Origin of the sequence: Paenibacillus wulumuqiensis (genome assembly GCF_000971965.1) — a bacterium.
GTDB lineage: Bacteria > Bacillota > Bacilli > Paenibacillales > Paenibacillaceae > Saccharibacillus > Saccharibacillus wulumuqiensis.
In genome coordinates this window covers 225281-243995 of the sequence record NZ_LAQP01000014.1, presented here as the reverse complement: position 1 = coordinate 243995, position 18715 = coordinate 225281, and the positions used below count along the sequence as shown (strand labels likewise).

The 18715-nt window shown below is 48.1% G+C and carries 19 protein-coding genes; 5 read left to right on the top strand and 14 right to left on the bottom strand.

Features of this window, described 5'->3' with window-relative positions; all coding sequences use genetic code 11:
• Positions 1-70: 70 nt before the first annotated feature.
• The gene (locus WH45_RS17150) at positions 71-718 is read right to left on the bottom strand and encodes an O-methyltransferase (protein ID WP_046215631.1); all 648 of its coding nucleotides are present in this window, start codon (positions 716-718) and stop codon (positions 71-73) included.
• Between the two features lie 226 nt (positions 719-944).
• Between WH45_RS17150 and WH45_RS17145 the strand changes: the two genes are divergently transcribed.
• Together WH45_RS17145 and WH45_RS17140 are read left to right on the top strand one after the other, a co-directional pair.
• Positions 945-2105, top strand: coding sequence for a THUMP domain-containing class I SAM-dependent RNA methyltransferase (locus WH45_RS17145; protein ID WP_046215630.1), 1161 nt, complete (start codon positions 945-947; stop codon positions 2103-2105).
• Positions 2106-2440: 335 nt separating this feature from the next.
• Positions 2441-4450 carry an LTA synthase family protein gene (locus WH45_RS17140; RefSeq protein ID WP_052723832.1) on the top strand — a complete coding sequence of 670 codons (2010 nt, stop codon included), beginning with the start codon at positions 2441-2443 and terminating at the stop codon, positions 4448-4450.
• Between the two features lie 211 nt (positions 4451-4661).
• Here the strand turns inward: WH45_RS17140 and WH45_RS17135 are convergent, their stop codons facing one another.
• From WH45_RS17135 to WH45_RS17095, 9 genes are all read right to left on the bottom strand, one after another.
• Entirely contained in the window at positions 4662-4901 is a 240-nt protein-coding gene (locus WH45_RS17135) for a YuzB family protein (protein WP_046215629.1), read from the bottom strand.
• A gap of 23 nt (positions 4902-4924) precedes the next feature.
• Complete coding sequence (locus WH45_RS17130; protein WP_046215628.1) at positions 4925-5233, bottom strand: heme biosynthesis protein HemY; 309 nt, start codon at positions 5231-5233, stop codon at positions 4925-4927.
• A 98-nt stretch (positions 5234-5331) separates the two neighbouring features.
• Positions 5332-5553 carry a hypothetical protein gene (locus tag WH45_RS17125; protein ID WP_046215691.1) on the bottom strand — a complete coding sequence of 74 codons (222 nt, stop codon included), beginning with the start codon at positions 5551-5553 and terminating at the stop codon, positions 5332-5334.
• A 197-nt stretch (positions 5554-5750) separates the two neighbouring features.
• Positions 5751-5954: a hypothetical protein gene (locus WH45_RS17120; RefSeq protein WP_046215627.1), complete on the bottom strand. Its 204-nt coding sequence runs from the start codon at positions 5952-5954 to the stop codon at positions 5751-5753.
• Positions 5955-6152: 198 nt separating this feature from the next.
• The gene (locus WH45_RS23215) at positions 6153-6629 is read right to left on the bottom strand and encodes a YtxH domain-containing protein (protein WP_082096913.1); all 477 of its coding nucleotides are present in this window, start codon (positions 6627-6629) and stop codon (positions 6153-6155) included.
• Between the two features lie 209 nt (positions 6630-6838).
• A complete protein-coding gene (locus WH45_RS17110; protein WP_046215626.1) occupies positions 6839-7453 on the bottom strand; it encodes a helix-turn-helix transcriptional regulator in 615 nt (204 codons plus the stop codon).
• Positions 7454-7614: 161 nt separating this feature from the next.
• Positions 7615-8052 carry a DUF86 domain-containing protein gene (locus tag WH45_RS17105; RefSeq protein ID WP_046215625.1) on the bottom strand — a complete coding sequence of 146 codons (438 nt, stop codon included), beginning with the start codon at positions 8050-8052 and terminating at the stop codon, positions 7615-7617.
• A gap of 14 nt (positions 8053-8066) precedes the next feature.
• A complete protein-coding gene (locus WH45_RS17100) occupies positions 8067-8354 on the bottom strand; it encodes a Dabb family protein (RefSeq protein ID WP_046215624.1) in 288 nt (95 codons plus the stop codon).
• Positions 8355-8691: 337 nt separating this feature from the next.
• Positions 8692-9303, bottom strand: coding sequence for a 50S ribosomal protein L25 (locus WH45_RS17095; protein ID WP_046215623.1), 612 nt, complete (start codon positions 9301-9303; stop codon positions 8692-8694).
• Between the two features lie 493 nt (positions 9304-9796).
• Between WH45_RS17095 and WH45_RS17090 the strand changes: the two genes are divergently transcribed.
• Complete coding sequence (locus tag WH45_RS17090) at positions 9797-10414, top strand: hypothetical protein (protein WP_046215622.1); 618 nt, start codon at positions 9797-9799, stop codon at positions 10412-10414.
• Positions 10415-10708: 294 nt separating this feature from the next.
• Here WH45_RS17090 and WH45_RS17085 read toward each other — a convergent pair whose 3' ends face one another.
• The 4 genes from WH45_RS17085 to WH45_RS17070 form a co-directional block, all read right to left on the bottom strand.
• Positions 10709-11800, bottom strand: coding sequence for a GntR family transcriptional regulator (locus tag WH45_RS17085; RefSeq protein ID WP_046215621.1), 1092 nt, complete (start codon positions 11798-11800; stop codon positions 10709-10711).
• A gap of 469 nt (positions 11801-12269) precedes the next feature.
• Positions 12270-13196 (bottom strand): prenyltransferase, encoded by a 927-nt coding sequence (locus WH45_RS17080; protein ID WP_046215620.1) that lies wholly within the window; start codon positions 13194-13196, stop codon positions 12270-12272.
• Positions 13197-13492: 296 nt separating this feature from the next.
• The gene (locus WH45_RS17075) at positions 13493-14866 is read right to left on the bottom strand and encodes a PTS fructose transporter subunit IIC (protein ID WP_046215619.1); all 1374 of its coding nucleotides are present in this window, start codon (positions 14864-14866) and stop codon (positions 13493-13495) included.
• Between the two features lie 86 nt (positions 14867-14952).
• A complete protein-coding gene (locus WH45_RS17070) occupies positions 14953-15765 on the bottom strand; it encodes a DeoR/GlpR family DNA-binding transcription regulator (protein ID WP_235338407.1) in 813 nt (270 codons plus the stop codon).
• 499 nt (positions 15766-16264) lie between these two features.
• Between WH45_RS17070 and WH45_RS17065 the strand changes: the two genes are divergently transcribed.
• Together WH45_RS17065 and WH45_RS17060 are read left to right on the top strand one after the other, a co-directional pair.
• Positions 16265-17239, top strand: coding sequence for a hypothetical protein (locus WH45_RS17065; protein WP_046215618.1), 975 nt, complete (start codon positions 16265-16267; stop codon positions 17237-17239).
• Between the two features lie 515 nt (positions 17240-17754).
• The gene (locus tag WH45_RS17060) at positions 17755-18339 is read left to right on the top strand and encodes a 50S ribosomal protein L25 (protein ID WP_046215617.1); all 585 of its coding nucleotides are present in this window, start codon (positions 17755-17757) and stop codon (positions 18337-18339) included.
• The last annotated feature ends 376 nt before the right edge of the window (positions 18340-18715 follow it).

Genomic DNA, 18715 nt, shown 5'->3' with positions numbered 1-18715 from the left:
TCAAGAAACAGCCGATTAACAAAGCGCTCATGCCGCCCTATGCAGCAGTCTGCTCAAACCCTGTATTAGATTAGCCTTTGACCCGTGCCAGTGCCAACCCATCAAAAGCCGGCAGCAGCGTTCCCGTCAGACGCGGATCGGATACAATGCGGCGGTTAAATTCGCGTACCGCCTGTATGGCAGGTCCATTACGGTCCAGATTGAGCGTTCTGCCCCGCAGCAGCAGATTATCTCCGGCGATAATCGCACCGGGGTTCGCCAGCTCGATAGCATAATCCAGATAATTCAGATAATTCAGTTTATCCGCATCAATAAAGAAGAAATCGAATCGCTGTCCTTCCTCCTTCAGCTGATGCAGACTTTTCATCGCCTCACCTACGCGGTACTCTACCTGATCACCGTATCCAGCCAGACGCAGATGCTCATGAGCCAGCTGGGCATATGCTGGCTGCAGCTCCAGCGAGACAATCTTCCCATCTTTCTCCAGTCCACGGGCCAAGCATACGCCGCTGTAGCCGCCCAGTGCACCGATCTCCAGCACCCGCTTGGCTCCGGATAGCTGGATCAGCATGGTCAGCAGCCTGCCGTAGCCCGGTACAACAGATACTTCGGGCATGCCTTTTTCACGAATCGTCTGTTTGATCTGCAGGAGCAGCTCATCTTCCTCGATCAGCTGCTCCATATATTCTTCTGCACCTATTACATTTCTGTCTGTCATCTCTTATTTAGCTCCTTCAATCCTAATCTTTCGTCCGAGTCTGCCGATACTGTACTGAGAGCCTGCAGACCGTCGAAATTCATTTTGCCGATGAATAAATAAATTCCGCCAAAATTTTGGAGAAACGTTTGTAAGTATTCCGGCATTCACCTATACTAGATTGTATGGTTTTGAGACCGAACTCACAAGTTGAATTGTGAAAAGCTATAGGAGTTGAACATATATAATGAAACAGCTGGAACTGATTGCAACCTGCCCGATGGGTATCGAGGCTGTGGTTGCACGTGAATTGAAACTGCTCGGTTATGAAGATACCCGCACCGAGAATGGACGTGTCCGATTTACCGGTGATTTTATCGATATTTGCCGCTGTAACTACTGGCTGCGTACAGCAGATCGGGTCGTCATCAAAATGGGTGAATTCCCGGCAACAACCTTTGACGAACTGTTTGAAGGGGTCAAAGCGATTCCATGGGCAGACTTTATCCCGGAAGATGGCGAATTTCCCGTATCCGGACGCTCCCAGAAATCGCAGCTCAGCAGTGTTCCGGCTTCCCAGGGGATTGTCAAAAAGGCAGTCGTGGACAAGCTGACTCAGACCTATGGTACCGAATGGTTCCAGGAAGACGGCGCTTTGTACTCGATCGATGTATCGCTGTATGAAGATACGGCGCTGATTACCCTGGATACCACCGGTCCTTCCCTGCACAAGCGTGGATACCGCAAGCATGCGACCGAAGCCCCGCTCAAGGAAACAATGGCTGCCGCACTGATCCTGCTCAGCCGCTGGGGCCCGCACCGCCCACTGTATGATCCATTCTGCGGTTCCGGTACCCTGCTGATTGAAGCCGCCATGATCGGCTGGAATATCGCACCCGGACTGCGCCGTACCTTCCCGTCCGAAGGCTGGAGCATTATCCCCGATGAACTGTGGGAACAAGCCCGTGATGAAGCATTTGATGCGGTCAAAGATGATATTCCACTGCAGATTACCGGCAGTGATATTGATCCGGAAGCCATCGAAATCGCCAAAGCCTGCGCCAAAAGTGCCGGACTCGGCAACGAGATCGAGTTCAAAGTAATGCCGGTATCACGCATCCAGCCGCAGGGCAAATTCGGCTGTATCGTTACGAACCCGCCATACGGCGAGCGTCTGAGTGAGAGTAAGGAAGTTGAAGCGATGATTCGCGATCTGGGTAAATCCTCGATTTACCTGCCGGACTGGTCCGTGTTTGTTATCACGCCAACACGTCATTTTGAACAGTTCTTTGGCCGCAAAGCAACCAAGCGCCGCAAGCTGTATAACGGCCGGATCGAATGTCAGTTCCTTCAGTATCTCGGTCCGCTGCCACCGCGTCCCAATAAGGAAGAATCCGCTGCACATTAATCATATGTTTATGGTTGGTGCTGCATCGCTGATTATCGGAAATACAAAATGATACAGCGGCGGAAGCAATCATTGCCCTGCCTGAAGCAGCAACGCCTGTACAGATGGCCTTGGGCCCTCTGCACACTATTATTTGTAAACGACAGATTAATTTGGAAAACAGAGTGTTAAATCCGGGTTACCGGTAGTACTCCATATTACACACCGCACAGCGGCGAATTCTGCTTATAGCAGCCCGGTTCGCCGCTGTGCTATGTGTTTACTTATCTTATTATGTAAACGCCAGGTAAGAAAATATTGCAGAACACCTGGCTTTTCAGCAAGGGGGCTATATTTTGGAATATCTATCTTCCCGTCCACAGCGAAAAAGCTGGCTTCAGCGTATACTGTGGCCCTTTGCCCCGGTCAGAATAGACTATCTTCTCTTTTTGATCCTGATGATGGGCAAATTGATTTATCTGCACAGTAACCTGCATGTGCAAAATATTGATATGAATACACTTGATAAAGTCACTGCACTCGGTTCGGTGCTGCTGGCTTCGTTCTGGACATTATGGCTGCCCAGACGAGGACGTATCGCCGCACTAATTGTACTGGATGTGCTGCTGAGCTTCCTCATGTTCGCGGATCTGGTCTACTTCCGTTATTTCCAGGATTTCATTACGATTCCGGTATTGATGCAGGCTGGTCAGGTCGAATCGCTGGGTGGCAGCATTCGTGAATTGATCCATACTTCGGATGTATGGCTATTCGCAGACTGGATCGTGCTGATCGGTGCGGCGGTATATGGAATCGTACGCCGAATCAGACGTCGCCGTGACTACCGTGCCGGCACGTACAGAGCGGATAACGGTTATGCGCAGAGCCGCAGCCGTCGTATCGTAACACGCCTTATTCAGGGAGCAGTGATTTTCGCGCTCGGATGGGTGCTGACTTTTGCCCCGATCAAATATGCCACGTCTACGTGGGCGGTTGGCTTGTTCGTCGGCAACTGGTGGAATATGTCGTTGTACAATGTAACCGGACTGCTCGGCTTCCATGGCTATGATGTATATCGTTATGCACAGGATCACTGGGGCAACGGCAACCAGCTGTCCGCCCAGGCGACAGACGAAGTCAAAGAGTGGTTTGACGACAAGCAGAAAAATCGTGCCCAAAAAGGCGACGATGCTCTGTTTGGTGCCTACAAGGACAGCAATGTAATCGTTGTGCAGGGTGAAGCATTTATGAACTTTGTGGTCGGCAAAAGCTTTAACGGCCAGGAGATCACACCCAATATCAATCGTCTGATGAAGAGCAGCATGTATTTCAGCCAGTATTATCATCAGACCGGACAAGGGCGCACATCCGATGCGGATATGGCTTCCAATGCTTCCCTGCATCCGCTGCCGACCGGTTCCATTTTCACCCGGTATGCGGATCATCAGTATGATACACTGCCATCGATTCTCCACAAAGAAGGCTATGGTTCGTATGTATTCCATGCCTATGAGCCAAGCTTCTGGAATCGCTCGGTCATGTACCAGAATATGGGCTATGACCATTTCTACAGCAAAGAGGACTTTACGATCGATGAACCGCTCGGCTGGTCACTCGGTGACAAATCCTTTTTCCGCCAGTCAATCGAGAAAATGTCTGCCGAAAAGCAGCCTTTCTACTCGTTCCTGATCACGCTGTCCAGCCATCACCCGTATACACTGCCCGCTTCGGTGCAGGAGCTGGATATGGGTGATCTGACCGGTACAACTTTTGGCGACTATATCCAGTCTCTTCATTATGTGGATGCCGCTCTTGGTGAAATGGAACAGGAAATGAAGGACAAGGGATTGTGGGATAATACGATCCTGCTGTTCTATGGCGATCATGACAATTCACTCAAGGACAAGGCACCGATGGAAGAATTTCTCGGCAAGCCGCTGACCGATCTGGATATGGAACAGCTCATGAATCAGGTACCGATGCTGATTCACCTGCCGGATGGCAAACATGCCGGTACGTACGACATTCCAACCGGACAGCTGGATATGACGCCATCGATCCTGCACCTGCTTGGTGTGAATGCCAGTCCATATTACCTGATGGGCAATGATATGTTCAATGATAAGGAAAAGAAACTGGTTGTGCTGCGTACCGGAGCCTTTGCCGATGGCAAAGTGTTCTACATCCCGTCAGCCGATGGTATCTTCGAACATGGTACCGCCTACGACATGAAGACCCGTGAGCTTACCGATGTCGAGCGTGCCCGTGACAGCTATGACGAAGCTCAGAAGCGGCTGAACGTCTCGGATGAAGTGATCACTCATGATCTGATTCGCGAGTTCCACAATGAGGCAGCTGCCAAATAAAGCAGCAGAGTCGATCATCCGGATACTGCCAAGCCTGTACTTCTGCTTTTTATAAAGTAATCCTAAACCAAAAAGCCTCCGTTCACTTCTCCCGCAGGAGTAGTAGAACGGAGGCTTTTGTTGATCATCACCACTGAATGCAGCCGTCTATGGCTGCTGAACTATCAGCTGTAATGGGAACGTTCGATTGCAAAGGATCAGACGCTACAGTTTATGCTTGAGCCGAAGGCTTTTTGACAAACTTGGCGACTTTCTCCAGTACTTCATCTTCGGTTGGAGCGCTGACGTATCTGCCATTGATAAATACAAAGGCACGCTTGGCGCAGGGCCCGCAGTAGGATTTGCAGCCGATCTTGATCTCGGCATCCGGTGCCAGCTTTTCGAGCTTGGGTAGTATCGTTTTCAGACGGATATGATTGCATTCATCACATACGCGTATATCGTTAGCCATGAAAATGTCCCTTCTTGATCATCTTAGTGGTGATGATGACCGTGGTCGCCTTTGGAAGGATTCGTAATAACAAAGCCTTCTTCTCCGGTGTACAGATAGTCGATTTTGACGCCATCCAGCCAGGATTCGTTAGGATCAACAGCCACATCAATTTCTTTATCGGTAGTTACGATGACTTCGTTCGCCTGCGGCTCGCCGAGGTCAAGACCATAATGCACATGGTCTCCGTGAGAATGCGTTACAAACACGCGCAGTTTCAGGCCTTCATTTTCCGGCTTGTCTATTTCTTTTTTCAGAACTTTGACAGCATTACGGGTAATTTTGACTTTCATGAGATCAGCTCCTTGGAATCAACTTGCCTGCAGCAGAGCAGGACACAATACTACTATTGTATAACCGGCATCTGCATTACGCAAGGATAAACCAGGCCTTAGCGCTGTGGATTATAGTCGATCGGTGCCAGCTTGGTCTCCGCTCTGGATACGAACCAGTTCATCATGAGCAGCGTCACTCCAATATCGTCAATCGGCATAAAAGGCATCACATCGGGCATTACCCAGTATACCAGTACCGGTATGGCAAACAGCAGTTTCTCCCGCAGCGGAAGCTCTCTGGAAGTCAGCAGTCCGGGCAGTTTTCTGAAAACATTCATCCATTGTTTGGCTGAGAATAATCGGGTCCATTTTGACAAGTCAGATCTCTCCCTTATATATGTGAATTAGAATTAATTTATCTTCCTGCAAAAAAAGACATCCTCACCGCACACCAAAAGCGTAGCTGACATAGGGACATCTCTTCGTATAATACGTTTGGCTGTCAAAAAGTTTCATTTTTTTGTATAAATTCATTTTAATCCGGGCTGAATAATTGTCTCCACATCCGCCATGGATAATAAAAAGGTCCATCCTGCTGGACAGCTAAAGACTTGCTGTACGAGGCGCCTGCAGCTGCCTGCTTGTACGTATACGACTGGTGCACTGTATTCGTATCATTCAGATGTACGAATATATAGAGGAATAAGGCCATCAGCAATGCGATAATCCTGTATTTCATCAGAAATACACCTCCTTTAGTCGTATAGTCCGTTCCTTTTAATTACTTACATAATTAACCATAGTATCTGGTAATATAAACGCTTCAACCAGTATTTGGAATTATAAATGCAGTTGATTTCCACAAAAAAGCGCCTCATCCACTGGATGGGCGCTTTGATTTATATCTGCATTTGGTCCATTATCCGTTATGTGCGGATTAGACGCTGTAGTTGCTGTTTTTGTTTGTGCCGGCTGGCGGCGTTGTACCTGTTTTGGCACCGCCTGTTGGTGTGGAAGATCCGGTCGATGTGCTGCTGGAAGATGAAGTCGAGCCAGCGGATACTGTAGAACCGGAATTGGAAGACTGCTCCGAACTGCTGTCTTCGTCCTGGCTTTCCTTGAACTCGGCCAGTTCTGTTTTCACTTCTTCGGTAGCTGTCTGAATCTGCTCTTTCCACTCTTTGGCTACGCCGATGGATTCTTTGACCACTTCGACCACCTCGCGGCCTTTCTCGGTAACTTCATGGCCTTTTTCGTTCATTACCGGTCCTTTTTCTTTGACCAGTTCAGCCAGTTCCATCAGGCTGGCACGCATTTCTCTGCCTGTTTTTGGAGACAGCAGTGCTGCTACCCCTGCGCCAATCAATGCTCCTGCGATCATACCGTATACCAGTTTCGATGTTTGCTGTTCCATTATTATCTCTCCCATTCTCGTAAAATGTACTCTGCTCTATATTACCCACATAGATAGCAATTATCCCACTTTTGTGAAAACGGACACATATTTATGTCTTTGGAATCAAAAATTCCGCCAAATACAGGCTCAACGGCATATGAATCCAGTACTGCTCATGTTTACATAAAACAGCCTTTTCCCGGTTGATCCCGAGAAAAGGCTGTTTTTTATTTCTGTATACGATAGACGCAGCATTGTCCGCCTTTGGCGATACATTCTGTGCGCGTCACCCGGGCGTCCAGCAGAGTCTCGAACAATTCCTGTTCACAATGACAGGCGACATTATATTGATCGGCCACCCGGTTGATCGGGCAGTTAAATTCATAGATCGTAAATTCATCCGGACGGGTCTGCTCATAACTCGCCATATAGCCGCTATTCTGCTGAATCTCGGTCAATGTGGCGACCCGCTCTCCCAGAGTCTGCTGTTCCATCAGCGGCTGGTAACGACTGAGCAGCTTGCGCTTGCGGCCTTCAAATACTCTGGTAATCTCTTCTTCTCCCAACTCATCCAGCAAATCGAGCGCCAGCTGGTGATAATTATGCGGAAAATGCTCCTCTGCCCGTTCACTGAGACGAAAGCGCAGATACGGTCGTCCTGTCGGAATCTTTACCGTCTCCGCCAGCAGCATGCCTTCCTGCTCCAGCGCCTGAATATGACGTCTAACCGCCATTTCGGTAAGATTCAGCTCACCGGCCAGATCGGCTACACTTGCCGGGCCCCGGGTTTTTAAAATCATCATGATGGTACGCCGGGTCGACGGCTCCTGGTTGGATTTCATCCCCTGACCCCCTTGCATTAAAATAAAAATGACCCTGTTCGCCGTTGTCAGCGAAAAGGGTCACATCATCCCTTTAATAATACCGTTATTGTAGCTTATCCGGTTGGGGATGTAAATTCAAAACTCATCTAATCGGCAAATGCTGTCAGCGGCTGCAGCCATCAGGAAGATGAGGACGTTCCCAGCTCCTGATCCAGATAGCTGCTGATCTGCTGGATAAAAGTGTGCAGCGTCTCTGGCATAATCGGTGTCAGCGGATGCAGCTCACTGCGCGGCCAGTCATAATAATCCTGCACAAGCGGACGGCGCAGACGAACGAGCTCCATCAGTCGGGCAGCGGTATCCGGATCGACAACCTTCTCGTCCAGCATAATATCCACGATATCCTCATAACTGCTGGCATCCCGCATAATGAATCCATCGATTAGATAACTGCCGATATCGGTTACACACTCCACAGCCAGATGCAGCGCACGCTCCTGTACCATGCCGGAGGTCAGGCTGCCATCCCAGTCGGAAGATACCTGTGTTAATGCGGTCCGTACATCATCCAGCGCCCGGATGCGGCGTTCGATCTGTTCACGATTGACATAATACATAGTGCAGCACCGCCTTAATATTCGTAATCAACAGCAATCGTCGATTCTTTGACCGTACCGATATAATCGCTTACTTTGACATGCTCCGGGTGAACCTGATAAGCCTGCAGTCCATCCATATCATCAAATGTAGTCACAAGGGCCACATCATAGGAACGCTCGCTACGCACCAGATCAATCCCCACTTCGATTGAACGCAGGGATTCCACTTTGCCTTCCAGATTGCGTAGTCCGGAAACAACCGTATCGATCACGGCTGGGGAAGCTTCTTTGAATTTGAACAGTACAATATGTTTGATCATAACAAGAATGTCTCCTTTGATAGTTGGGATTCCATTCCAGCATACGGTTCACCGGAATATGTACTCTATTATGGTATCATATTCCACCCTTATTTATTAAATGAAATCTTTCACACCCGGAGATGCAGACCGGGATATGCTGCTGCCGGCAAAATTGTATATATGCCACTGTGCAAAAATAAAGGGAACCTCTACGAAAGAGGTTCCCTTCTTTATTGATGATGGTTGATCATAACTGTACTGTATTTGTTATAAAATGGCTGCATTCATGGTATATGCTCCGATAGCGGTGTCCAGTTCTGCATCCAGAACATTGCATACGGTGCATATGCCTGAATTACTCGGCGTCTGTGCCGCCTTCAGGTGCAGCCCCTTCATCGGCTTCTACATCTTCATCCGCTACACGCGGTACGGCTACGGAAGCGATAATCTCTTCCGGACTGGAATCAAGGGTTACGCCGGATGGCAGTTCCACATCGCCGGCTGTAATGCTATCGCCGATTTCCAGATTGGAAATATCAACGGTCAGGATGTTAGGCAGATCTTTGGCCAGACCGGACAATGCCAGTTCTGTCGTCTGATGCTGGAATACACCGCCTGCTTTGGTGCCGGCTGCTGTACCGTGAAAATCCAGCGGCACGTTAATGCTGATGGATTTGCTGGAGGACACCTGCATAAAGTCCACATGCAGAATGCGTCCTTCCTGGCGCTGGATATCCTTGAGCAGTACCTGAACATTTTTGCCGTCACTGAGTGTCAGCGAGAAAATATCTGCGCCTCCGCGACGAGCCTGGGCCTGCAGCTGCTTGCTATCTACGTGCACCGGGATACTTCCCAGATCAGGTCCGTATACTACGCCGGGTGTACGTCCGCTTTGACGAAGCGCACGAATGGCGGAATGTTTTGTTTCTTCACGTTTTTCGGCTTGAATTTTCGTGTTTGTACTCATAAGTATTGACCTCCCTAAATTATGAACGATATTTGCTATTCACATAGTGCAATCGATCCAGTGATAGAGCTACTGGTCATTATTCTTATGTACCCGCATAGACGATATTTGTATCACCCTGCTGCTTTTTTTCATAATGTGTATTGCCGTAAGACCAGCTCTGGCAGCGGTTTCCCCCCCTGAATTTTTTAAGAAAAATGTATTGAACGTATCTCTTGCTGAATGATAAGCAGTATCATCTTTTGCAATATGATTATTCTTAATTTATGTAACCATCTTCATCCCTGACTGGCAATAATCATTTATCGCCAGACAATAATACTCAGGTTTATGTCATTTTGTATACAAGTTGAATTATTGTGTTAAATTTCCTTTAAGAATGGTATTTATTTTAGTAAAAGTCTGCTTGAAACGAGCGTCCGGGTGTTGTAGGATGTTGAAAGGACCATAAAACCACCTGCAAAAATATGAATAATTATTTATCGGAGGAAATATGCCTAATCAACCAGAACGACATTTTATAGAGGCGTGGTCTCTGATCAACCGTAAATACCTAGGCAAAGGTGTCCGGGTCAAGAGATTCCGCAGACCTACACGCTGCCAGGTCCGCAATCGCGTTTTACTGGCTGTACTGATGGTGAAGGATATTAAGTTATCCGAGCTTGCGGAACGGTTATCGGTCTCATCACGCAGTGTTAGCGCCTGGGTCTACGAAGGCCGTCTACCGGGCAAAGCCAACCTTGAGAAAGTCTGCCGGGAACTCGGATACCCGCATCATATCCTGTTCAACCAACAGGTTATTAATAACAGTCCGGTGATTTGCCAGCAAGCCCCGTCCCGTTTTATGAAACGGACTATTACTCGTTCACCAGTGCGTAATCATATTCTTACCGGCTTATGCATGGTCCATGATCTTTCCGTTACCGATGTGAGCCACTGGATCGGCGTTCATCCGGGAACATTCCGCAAATGGCTGCATCAGGCCACTCTGCCATCCCCTGCTTTCCAGGAGAAAACGGAACAGTTTTTCCGTATTCCAAAATCCGTTTTGTTCGCTGATTGTGTGTTGGGAGAAGAGAGTGAACCGGAGTTGGCAGAAATACAGCTTTAAACAGGGGCGTCTATAGAGTCCACTGTACAGGATAAAAAAGAAAGCCCCGTCCTACTCACCGTTTTGGGTGCCAGGCGGGGCTTTACTTGTCTGGACATTTAATAAGCTGATTAAAAACTTAATCCGGTTAGACGCGTTTTATACGATTTTATACCTATAAATGTACATATTTTATCTACTGATCTGCCTGCTGCCGAACGGCTCCCGGAAAGGTGATAATCTCCTGCCTGCTTCGGCCAGCCATATTCAGCTTATCGTCAGCTCGTCTATGGCATTAATCCCAACAGTCACATCTCAGCTGGACACAACCGTAGGCGCCGAGGTGGAATCCCGCTGGATCAATTCAGGGGTATGAATCTTCTCTTCCCAGCTGCTGGCCCCGTTCATCATCTGCAAAATCATGTCGGCTGCTGCTGTCCCGAGCGCATGCTTGGGATGACTCAGCGTGGTCAGCTTGACTTCTGTCGCTGTAGCCAGGAAAGAATCATCAAATCCAACCATCGACAGATCATCTGGTACGGACAATCCGGCTTCACGAACGATCTGCAGCAGGTTGATCGCCAGCTCGTCATTATACAGCACCCAGCCGGTCGCCCGCTCAGGCTCGGACTGACGGATCAGTTGACGGGTCTGTTCCAGCGGAGCGATATGTTTGTCCTCGGTAGTATAGGTAAAAATCAATGAAGGCTGCAGCGGAATACCATATTTGCGATGAGCAGCGACAAAGCCGCGCATCCGGCGTACTCCCTGCATATCATCCGTTTTGAAAAATCCGGCAATCCGGCGGTGGCCCAGTTCAATCAGATGCTCTGCCGCAAGGAATCCGCCCTGTTCGTCATCCATGCGCAAACAGGGAGAATCCATCTCTTCGTAACTGGCATTAATCATCAGATAGGGAATCTCGCGATTCTCCATCGTCAGAAAATAGTTGAGATTCGCACTGCGTTCCCCACTGCGGGTCGGTTCCACAATCAGTGCAGCCGGACACTGGTTGAGCATCATCTCCAGGCATTCCCGTTCCTTGACCGGATCATTTTCGGTACTCGCCAGCAGCAGACGATAGCCTTCTGCACGCAGCCGTGTCTCAATTCCCTGTACGATCTGCGGGAAAATATAATCCGAAATATAAGTTGTAATAACTCCCACGATACGATTATCTTCCTGCGGCTTGGCAACCGGATCGGCTACAAATGTCCCTTTGCCCTGCATCCGGTTCAACCAGCCTTCACGCACCAGCTCTCCCAGTGCCTGACGCACGGTCTGCCGACTGACACTAAATTGCTCGGCAATCTCATGTTCAGATGGCAAACGACTGCCCGGCAGCAATCGGGAAGAGTGAATCCAGGAAAGTATTTCATCTCTTACTTGTCTGTATTTTGCAGCCATGGTTCCTCCGAACGTATACATTTTATTTTTATTATTTTACCATAGAGCGGAATAACGACATATGTCTGGCTTTTGACCGGATACTGCTCATTGATGCATTGAATGCCGCCGTTCTGATCTCACCACCCAAAGATACCGCTTACATTTCCAAATCGCCTTTTACTTGTATGTATGACTTTTTGGAATTATTGCATTTAAATAGAGTTGTACATACATTTTAAGAAACTTTTGAATGGATGTCTATGCTAATTCCCAAGTTCATCAGCAAACCGGCAAATTACGTAGTAATTGGGCTATCACCGCACAGACCAAAACGGCGCAGCCTGTTGGATCCAGGACTGCGCCGTTAGTTATGCGATGTATTGTGTGTTACCGCTTTTCGATCGGATTTGGATTATGAGTATGCACCTGTAATGCATTCCTTTTCCTGCTGCCAACCTTATTGTCACATACTCTGTAGCAGCACCAATCAGCTTCCAAACCAGCGGCTAATCAGCTGCAGCAAAATGAGCAGACCGCCAAACTGCAGAGAAGTTCGCAGTGACAGCCAGAGCAGCCGCTGATGATTCTGCAGATTGCGCTTCTCACCCTTCATCTCCCTGTACATCCGGCACAGCGGCCAGGCGACGATCAGTGCCAGTATGCCATAGACCGGTATAACGCCGGTAACTACGCACATGATGATGCTCAGCAGAGCAAGCGACAGAAGAACCACAGAGAAGTAGAAGGATTTGGTAACGCCCCATCTTACGACGAGTGTACGTTTACCTACCTGCTTGTCCGTTTTCCAGTGTAAAAAGTGATGGTTGAAAAAAGTCAGTGTGGTCAGTATGCCCATGGGCAGCGATAGTACCCACAGCCGGGGATCAAAATAACCGGTCTGCACATAATAAGAACCCATCACCGGGAAAATACCGAATGACAGCAGATGCGCCATCTCGCTCATGCCTTTGCCGACATATCCATAGCGTACCGGCGGCACCACATAAAACAGCGCCATAAAACAGCCGAGCCCGCCAAGCAACAGCACTCCCCATCCGCTGATGATATACAGCACGACCGCACAGATCAGTGCGACTCCCAGTACACACCAGGAGACAATTTCATAATTGCGCTCACTCCATTTGCCGGAAGTCAGATATCCCGAATCGGTCGAGATCGCTTCATCCGATTCATAGGCCGCCTGATCTGCGCCGCTGCGATAATCCCACAGATCATTAATCATCATGGAGAAAATATGCGCTGCACAGGCTCCTATCATCGTAATCAGTGCAATCCATACATTAAACGTTCCATTCCAGACCCAGGCGGCCAGTGTCCCCTGTACGATACAGATCGCCATCAGCGGCACAAAGTGCATTCTTGAAGCCTGTCGGAATTCCTGCCATTTATTCATTATATTCCACCTTTCTGTTCGGGTTAGTATTCGTATCCGTACGGCTGTAATAGCTGCCATTGCAGCTGCATACACCATAGTAATACGTTCCTGCACGGGCTGTTTCCAAATATGTACCTAACGAACTGGTGTACAGCTACATTCATCATTAAACAGCTTGTTAAGTGAATAAACCCTGAACCTGCAGCAGAGCGACCAACAAAAAAAGACAGCCCCTTAATGAGGCTGTCTTTTCGAACAATGGATAGAGTATTAAATGTAGCTTATATGCCGGCTGTCCCTTTGTTCCATTTGACTTAGGCTGTTGCTTTGCGTTTGAGCAGCAGTACCATCAGTGCTGTCACGATCGTACCAATTGCGATGGACAGAACATAGTAGCCCAGGTTATCAATAGCATTCGGGATGAACAGTACAAACGCGCCGCCATGCGGTGCATGCAAACCGCTACCGAACAGCATCGACAGACCGCCGGCTACTGCCGAACCGACCATAAAGGCCGGAATGATCCGGATTGGATCTGCGGCACCAAAAGGAATGGCACCTTCGGTAATAAAGGACAACCCGAGTACGGAAGCAACTTTACCGGCTTCGCGCTCTTCTTTGGTAAAACGATTCTTGGCGATCATCGTAGCGAGCCAGATTCCCAGCGGAGGCGTCATTCCTGCTGCCATAACAGCTGCCATTGGAGTGAAGATCGATGCTCCCAGCAGACCTACTGCAAACGTATACGCCGTTTTGTTAAAAGGACCACCCATATCGAGTGCCATCATGGCACCGAGAATGGCACCGAGCAGTACAGCGTTACCTGCTCCCATATTGGTCAGCCATTCCGTCAGCTGCGCCAGAATCCACTGAATCGGTTCACCGATAATGTAGACCATCAGCAGACCGATAATCAGAACAGACAATACCGGAACGATCAGAATCGGTTTAAGACCTTCAAAGTTTTTGGGCATTTTGATATGCTTGATCAGCCAGTGTGCTACATAACCAGCGATAAAACCGGCAATGATGCCACCGATAAAGCCTGCGCCCATATCCTTGGCCAGTACCCCGCCGACGAGACCCGGCGCCAGACCCGGCTTACCGGCGATCGAGAAGGAAATGAATCCGGACAGGATGACAACCATCAATCCCATCGAAGCGCCGCCAATAGTGGATAATGCGGCTCCGAACGAACCTTCCACCTGATCCACTCCGCCTTTGGTAAAGGCAAACAGGAAGGAAAAAGCGATAATCAATCCACCGGCGATAACGAGCGGCAGCATATTGGATACACCGTTCATAAGATGCTTGTAAAACATATTCTGCTGCTTGCCGCCGCCAATTACTTCTTCTGTTCGAACAGGGGCTGTACCGTTGGAAGCTTCCATATTCAGTGCGCGTGTGATCAGCTCACCCGGAATTTTAATTCCCTGAGCGACCGGTACGCGTACAATCGGTTTGCCGGCGAAACGTTCTTCATCCACATCGGTATCTGCCGCTACGATAATGGCATGTGCTTCGGCAATCTCCTGAGCAGTGAGTCCATTCTCTACACCTACAGCGCCGCGCGTCTCCACCTTGATCTCGATATCCCGTTCTCTAGCCGCTTTGGCCAGCGATTCTGCGGCCATATACGTGTGAGCAATACCCGTCGGACAAGCGGTAACAGCCAGTAATTTCTTCATGTTCATATCCCCTTCTGTTCATATCATTCATGGACACATGAAACCTGTTAATGGAGCGTTTACAAATTAGTTGTTAATTGAATGTCTCAGACGACAATCGTATCCATCCCCAGTTTGCGCAGCTCATTTACGGTCTGAGCCGATGCTCCCCCGTCGGTAATGCAATAATCAATATCCGTCAGGTCGGCAAATTTGGCATAGGCAACACCACCCAGCTTGCTGTGATCCGCCAGCAGAATCACCTGCTTGGCAATATCGATCATCTTGCGCTTGATCGCTGCTTCGGTCAGATTCGGAGTAGTAATCCCTTCCCGGATATCCAGACCGTTGGTTGCCATAAAGGCTTTGTCGACCCGTACCATATCCAGTGCCCGCTCTGCCATCGGCCCTACAAATGCCTGTGTATCCGGTCTCAGCAGACCGCCGATGATCGACAGCTCGATATTGCGGCAATCTTTTAATTCCCCCAGTACAATCACCGAATTGGTGATGACCCGAATGCCTGAGCGGTGCCTTAGCTCCCTTGCCAGCGGCAATGTAGTGGTCCCTGAATCCAGCAAAATGGTGTCTCCCTGATTGATCATCTCGGCTGCCCTTCGAGCGATACGTTCTTTTTCTTCCCGGTAGGAGTCTTCCTTGTCCACCATATTCGGCTCGAAGTTCACACTCTGCAGGGAAACCGCTCCGCCATGCGTCCTTTTTAGCAGTCTTGCATCTTCGAGTTCCTTGAGGTCACGCCGGATCGTTGAATCGGATACTTCAAAAGTCTCTCCCAGTTCCTGTACGGATGCCCGATGATTTTTGTATACATATTCAACTATCTTATGCTTTCGTTCTTCCTCGAAAAGCACAGGGACATCACCGCCTGTCTGCTCTTTCAATATATAATCATAGCCCATGGTATCGAGGGTGATCCTGGTGTATACGCTCATTGATTACATTTGATCATTTGTGATCATCCTTGATTGATTATGATTATAATAGCGCTTTCATTACCTGTCAATAACATTATTTTTGTTTTTAAAATCCTTTTGTCACACGGATCACCGTACATTCTATATCGTCCTCAAAAGCCTTTATATTTACAGGATTTTAAGCGGGGTAAAAGATTATTTTTATCTACGCTTGAGTCAAACGGAAACGTTCAATCACAAACGGTCATGAAAAGAGGAAATATTCTTTGCTCCTCATACTGCCTCTCCTTTTGCATTTTTTGAGTAAAAGTGTATTTTATATTTTTATAATAATTAAAAATGGCAGTGACGCAGGCCATATGAAAGGTACTCTGCCCGCTATCCTTATAGTACTTGCCGGGATCAAAACGTAACTTTTCATGAAAGGATCGCGTCTGAGTATGTAAGCAGAAGGTAACGAAGAATTTCCAAGGAGGCTTATTGTATGATTCCTATGTCAAAAAAAACGCCCATCCATCCGATTAAACAGCAATCTCCTCGCCGATTAATTCTCATCGGCTTAACGGCTGTACTGCTGGGCACCAGTATTACCGCTGTCCCATCCTCTCTGCTGCCGATCAAGCAGGCACAAGCAGCGACAGCCGTGCAGACCAGCCAGGCGCAGAGTTCCTACAATTTATTTGTCCAGCGGCTGCAAAAACCGGCGACTCTCGGATGGGCACGGGCCACACTGGTCAACCGGATCGATGAATTCACTCCATCCCGGGCGACACTTGCCGTTCTGAAGTTGGAGAATGCCTACAACAATCATTGGTTAACCGCTATGGATCGAATCAGCAGAACCGATCTTCAGCAAGCGATTCATAACATCTACAAACCAGGCATGAGCATGCGCACTGCTGCAGGCCTGGTCAAAGGATTGGACAACCGGATCGTGCTGCAGGATCTGGCCGATATGGGATACAAGCTGGAAACTACCGAAGGTATGTATCATCCGGTTGTCGATTATAAAAGCTTCCAGGTATTCAACCCGTATATCAAATCGGATATCCGTGACTATATTAATATTATGGCTGCCGAAACCGAGCAGCCCACCAGCGAAGACGCCGGAATTATTATCGGCTGGGATGAACTGCTGAACCGTACGCTGGCGATGGAAAAATTCCTGAATACGTACTCTTCCTCCAACCGCAAAAAAGCTGTCCAGGAGTGGTATGACCGCGGCAAAATGTATGTATTTCATGGGTCCGACAATACGCCACTGTTTCAGTATGGTACGCTGACAATTGATCCGGAAGCCCGTACTGCCTACCAGCGCATACTGAGCAGCAAAACGGCTGAACAGATCAAAAACAGCAAACTGCTGACCCAGCTGCAAGCTTATCTGGATCTAATCGAACAGTCCGGGGGCAAAGAAACGACTGCAGTCAAAAACTTCCTGAAGCAATCTGCCCTATAATCGTGGATCAATTCAATTATTGTAGTCATCCGAATATCGGAACTTTCCCGCATGCAGACTGATCCAGCTTTGCAGATACAGTCAAAGTGTACCGTGTATCGCAGACAGATGTGGGGCTCCTATTCTAATCTCATCCTAAACATCAGTTGAGCCTTTCCTAATTGTTGTAATATTTATCTGCGGTGCATGATCGTATAAGTCGTATAGTAGAATACTATATTTTCGGAACCCTGATTCAGGTTCAGTCCCCTTTTATCAGAACTTGACATTTGACTGTAACAAAGCCAATTCACATTCAATATTATGTAAACAATCAAGATAATATTTTTCACCCATAATGTAATAAAAATTGACAATATGAGAACCTGTGTTAAGCTTAAAGGAGTCATACACATACCTATTCAAATATTTCGAACGACGGATTGGAACGATGAACACATCTCTAAGTCCGTCTTTTTTTATGGGCATTTTATTTACCAAAATACACTTTTGCAACATACCCAGGAGGCAATTAAATGAGTAATCTAATCGAACTAAATGCACGTACACATGAACAGAAATCACAAAACAAAAACCTGCGAAAAGAAGGCAATATTCCTGCTGTCGTATACGGCAAAGACTTTGGCAGCCGCCCTGTAAGTGTCGGCGAAAAAGCTCTGCTGCTCGCGATCAAGGAAAACGGCCATGCAATCCTGAATGCCAGCATTCCGGAAATTGGCAGCAAGCCGGTTGTTATCCAGAACATCCAGCGTGATGCTCTGACCAACAAAATCATTCATGTGGATTTTCACCAGCTGAACATGAACGCCAGCATGGATTCCATGGTGACTATTCATTTCGTTGGCGAACCAGCAGGCGTCAAAGCCGGCGGAAGCCTGCAAACCGAACTGTATGAGATCGAGACTCGTTGTATGCCTGATAATCTGCTCAGCTCCTTTGAAGTGGATATCAGCGGCATGAACATCGGCGACAGCCTGCTCGTATCCGATCTGGAACTTCACGAAGGCATCGAAGTACTGACCGAGCCTACCGCGGTTATTATCCGCGTAGCTCCACAGGGACAGACTGCTGAAGAGACTACAGAAGAAACAACAGCATAAGCAGCCTTGCTGGTAGATTCCTTGCCGATCCAATCGGGTAACGAGACGGTTGACAGGGGCTGTTACACAAGCTGTCTATGATGAATTGTTATGACATATAGCAATATACAACCACCCACACCTCCAATTCTCCTCCATGCCTAACAGGAGAGATTTGGAGGTATTTTGTCGTGCCATGCCGACTGGATAGGGATATATAGGGACGGATATTATTTTAATCCTATTTCTTGGTTTACATTGCGTTTTGTTAAGTTTTATATCTTAAGCTGCCTTGTATTCTTACAATGATCATTTACTTAGCATTTATCACCAGCATGGACAGGCGGTATTTTTTATATTACTGGAGTGCTTATTGAGCTGAATGTTTGTCTACATC

Bases quoted from the DNA above. Each gene is read 5' to 3' on its own strand.
- WH45_RS17150 (WP_046215631.1), bottom strand. From the start codon at position 718: ATGACAGACAGAAATGTAATAGGTGCAGAAGAATATATGGAGCAGCTG.
- WH45_RS17145 (WP_046215630.1), top strand. From the start codon at position 945: ATGAAACAGCTGGAACTGATTGCAACCTGCCCGATGGGTATCGAGGCT.
- WH45_RS17135 (WP_046215629.1), bottom strand. From the start codon at position 4,901: ATGGCTAACGATATACGCGTATGTGATGAATGCAATCATATCCGTCTG.
- WH45_RS17130 (WP_046215628.1), bottom strand. From the start codon at position 5,233: ATGAAAGTCAAAATTACCCGTAATGCTGTCAAAGTTCTGAAAAAAGAA.
- WH45_RS17125 (WP_046215691.1), bottom strand. From the start codon at position 5,553: ATGAATGTTTTCAGAAAACTGCCCGGACTGCTGACTTCCAGAGAGCTT.
- WH45_RS17120 (WP_046215627.1), bottom strand. From the start codon at position 5,954: ATGAAATACAGGATTATCGCATTGCTGATGGCCTTATTCCTCTATATA.
- WH45_RS23215 (WP_082096913.1), bottom strand. From the start codon at position 6,629: ATGGAACAGCAAACATCGAAACTGGTATACGGTATGATCGCAGGAGCA.
- WH45_RS17110 (WP_046215626.1), bottom strand. From the start codon at position 7,453: ATGAAATCCAACCAGGAGCCGTCGACCCGGCGTACCATCATGATGATT.
- WH45_RS17105 (WP_046215625.1), bottom strand. From the start codon at position 8,052: ATGTATTATGTCAATCGTGAACAGATCGAACGCCGCATCCGGGCGCTG.
- WH45_RS17100 (WP_046215624.1), bottom strand. From the start codon at position 8,354: ATGATCAAACATATTGTACTGTTCAAATTCAAAGAAGCTTCCCCAGCC.
- WH45_RS17095 (WP_046215623.1), bottom strand. From the start codon at position 9,303: ATGAGTACAAACACGAAAATTCAAGCCGAAAAACGTGAAGAAACAAAA.
- WH45_RS17090 (WP_046215622.1), top strand. From the start codon at position 9,797: ATGCCTAATCAACCAGAACGACATTTTATAGAGGCGTGGTCTCTGATC.
- WH45_RS17085 (WP_046215621.1), bottom strand. From the start codon at position 11,800: ATGGCTGCAAAATACAGACAAGTAAGAGATGAAATACTTTCCTGGATT.
- WH45_RS17080 (WP_046215620.1), bottom strand. From the start codon at position 13,196: ATGAATAAATGGCAGGAATTCCGACAGGCTTCAAGAATGCACTTTGTG.
- WH45_RS17075 (WP_046215619.1), bottom strand. From the start codon at position 14,866: ATGAAGAAATTACTGGCTGTTACCGCTTGTCCGACGGGTATTGCTCAC.
- WH45_RS17070 (WP_235338407.1), bottom strand. From the start codon at position 15,765: ATGGGCTATGATTATATATTGAAAGAGCAGACAGGCGGTGATGTCCCT.
- WH45_RS17065 (WP_046215618.1), top strand. From the start codon at position 16,265: ATGATTCCTATGTCAAAAAAAACGCCCATCCATCCGATTAAACAGCAA.
- WH45_RS17060 (WP_046215617.1), top strand. From the start codon at position 17,755: ATGAGTAATCTAATCGAACTAAATGCACGTACACATGAACAGAAATCA.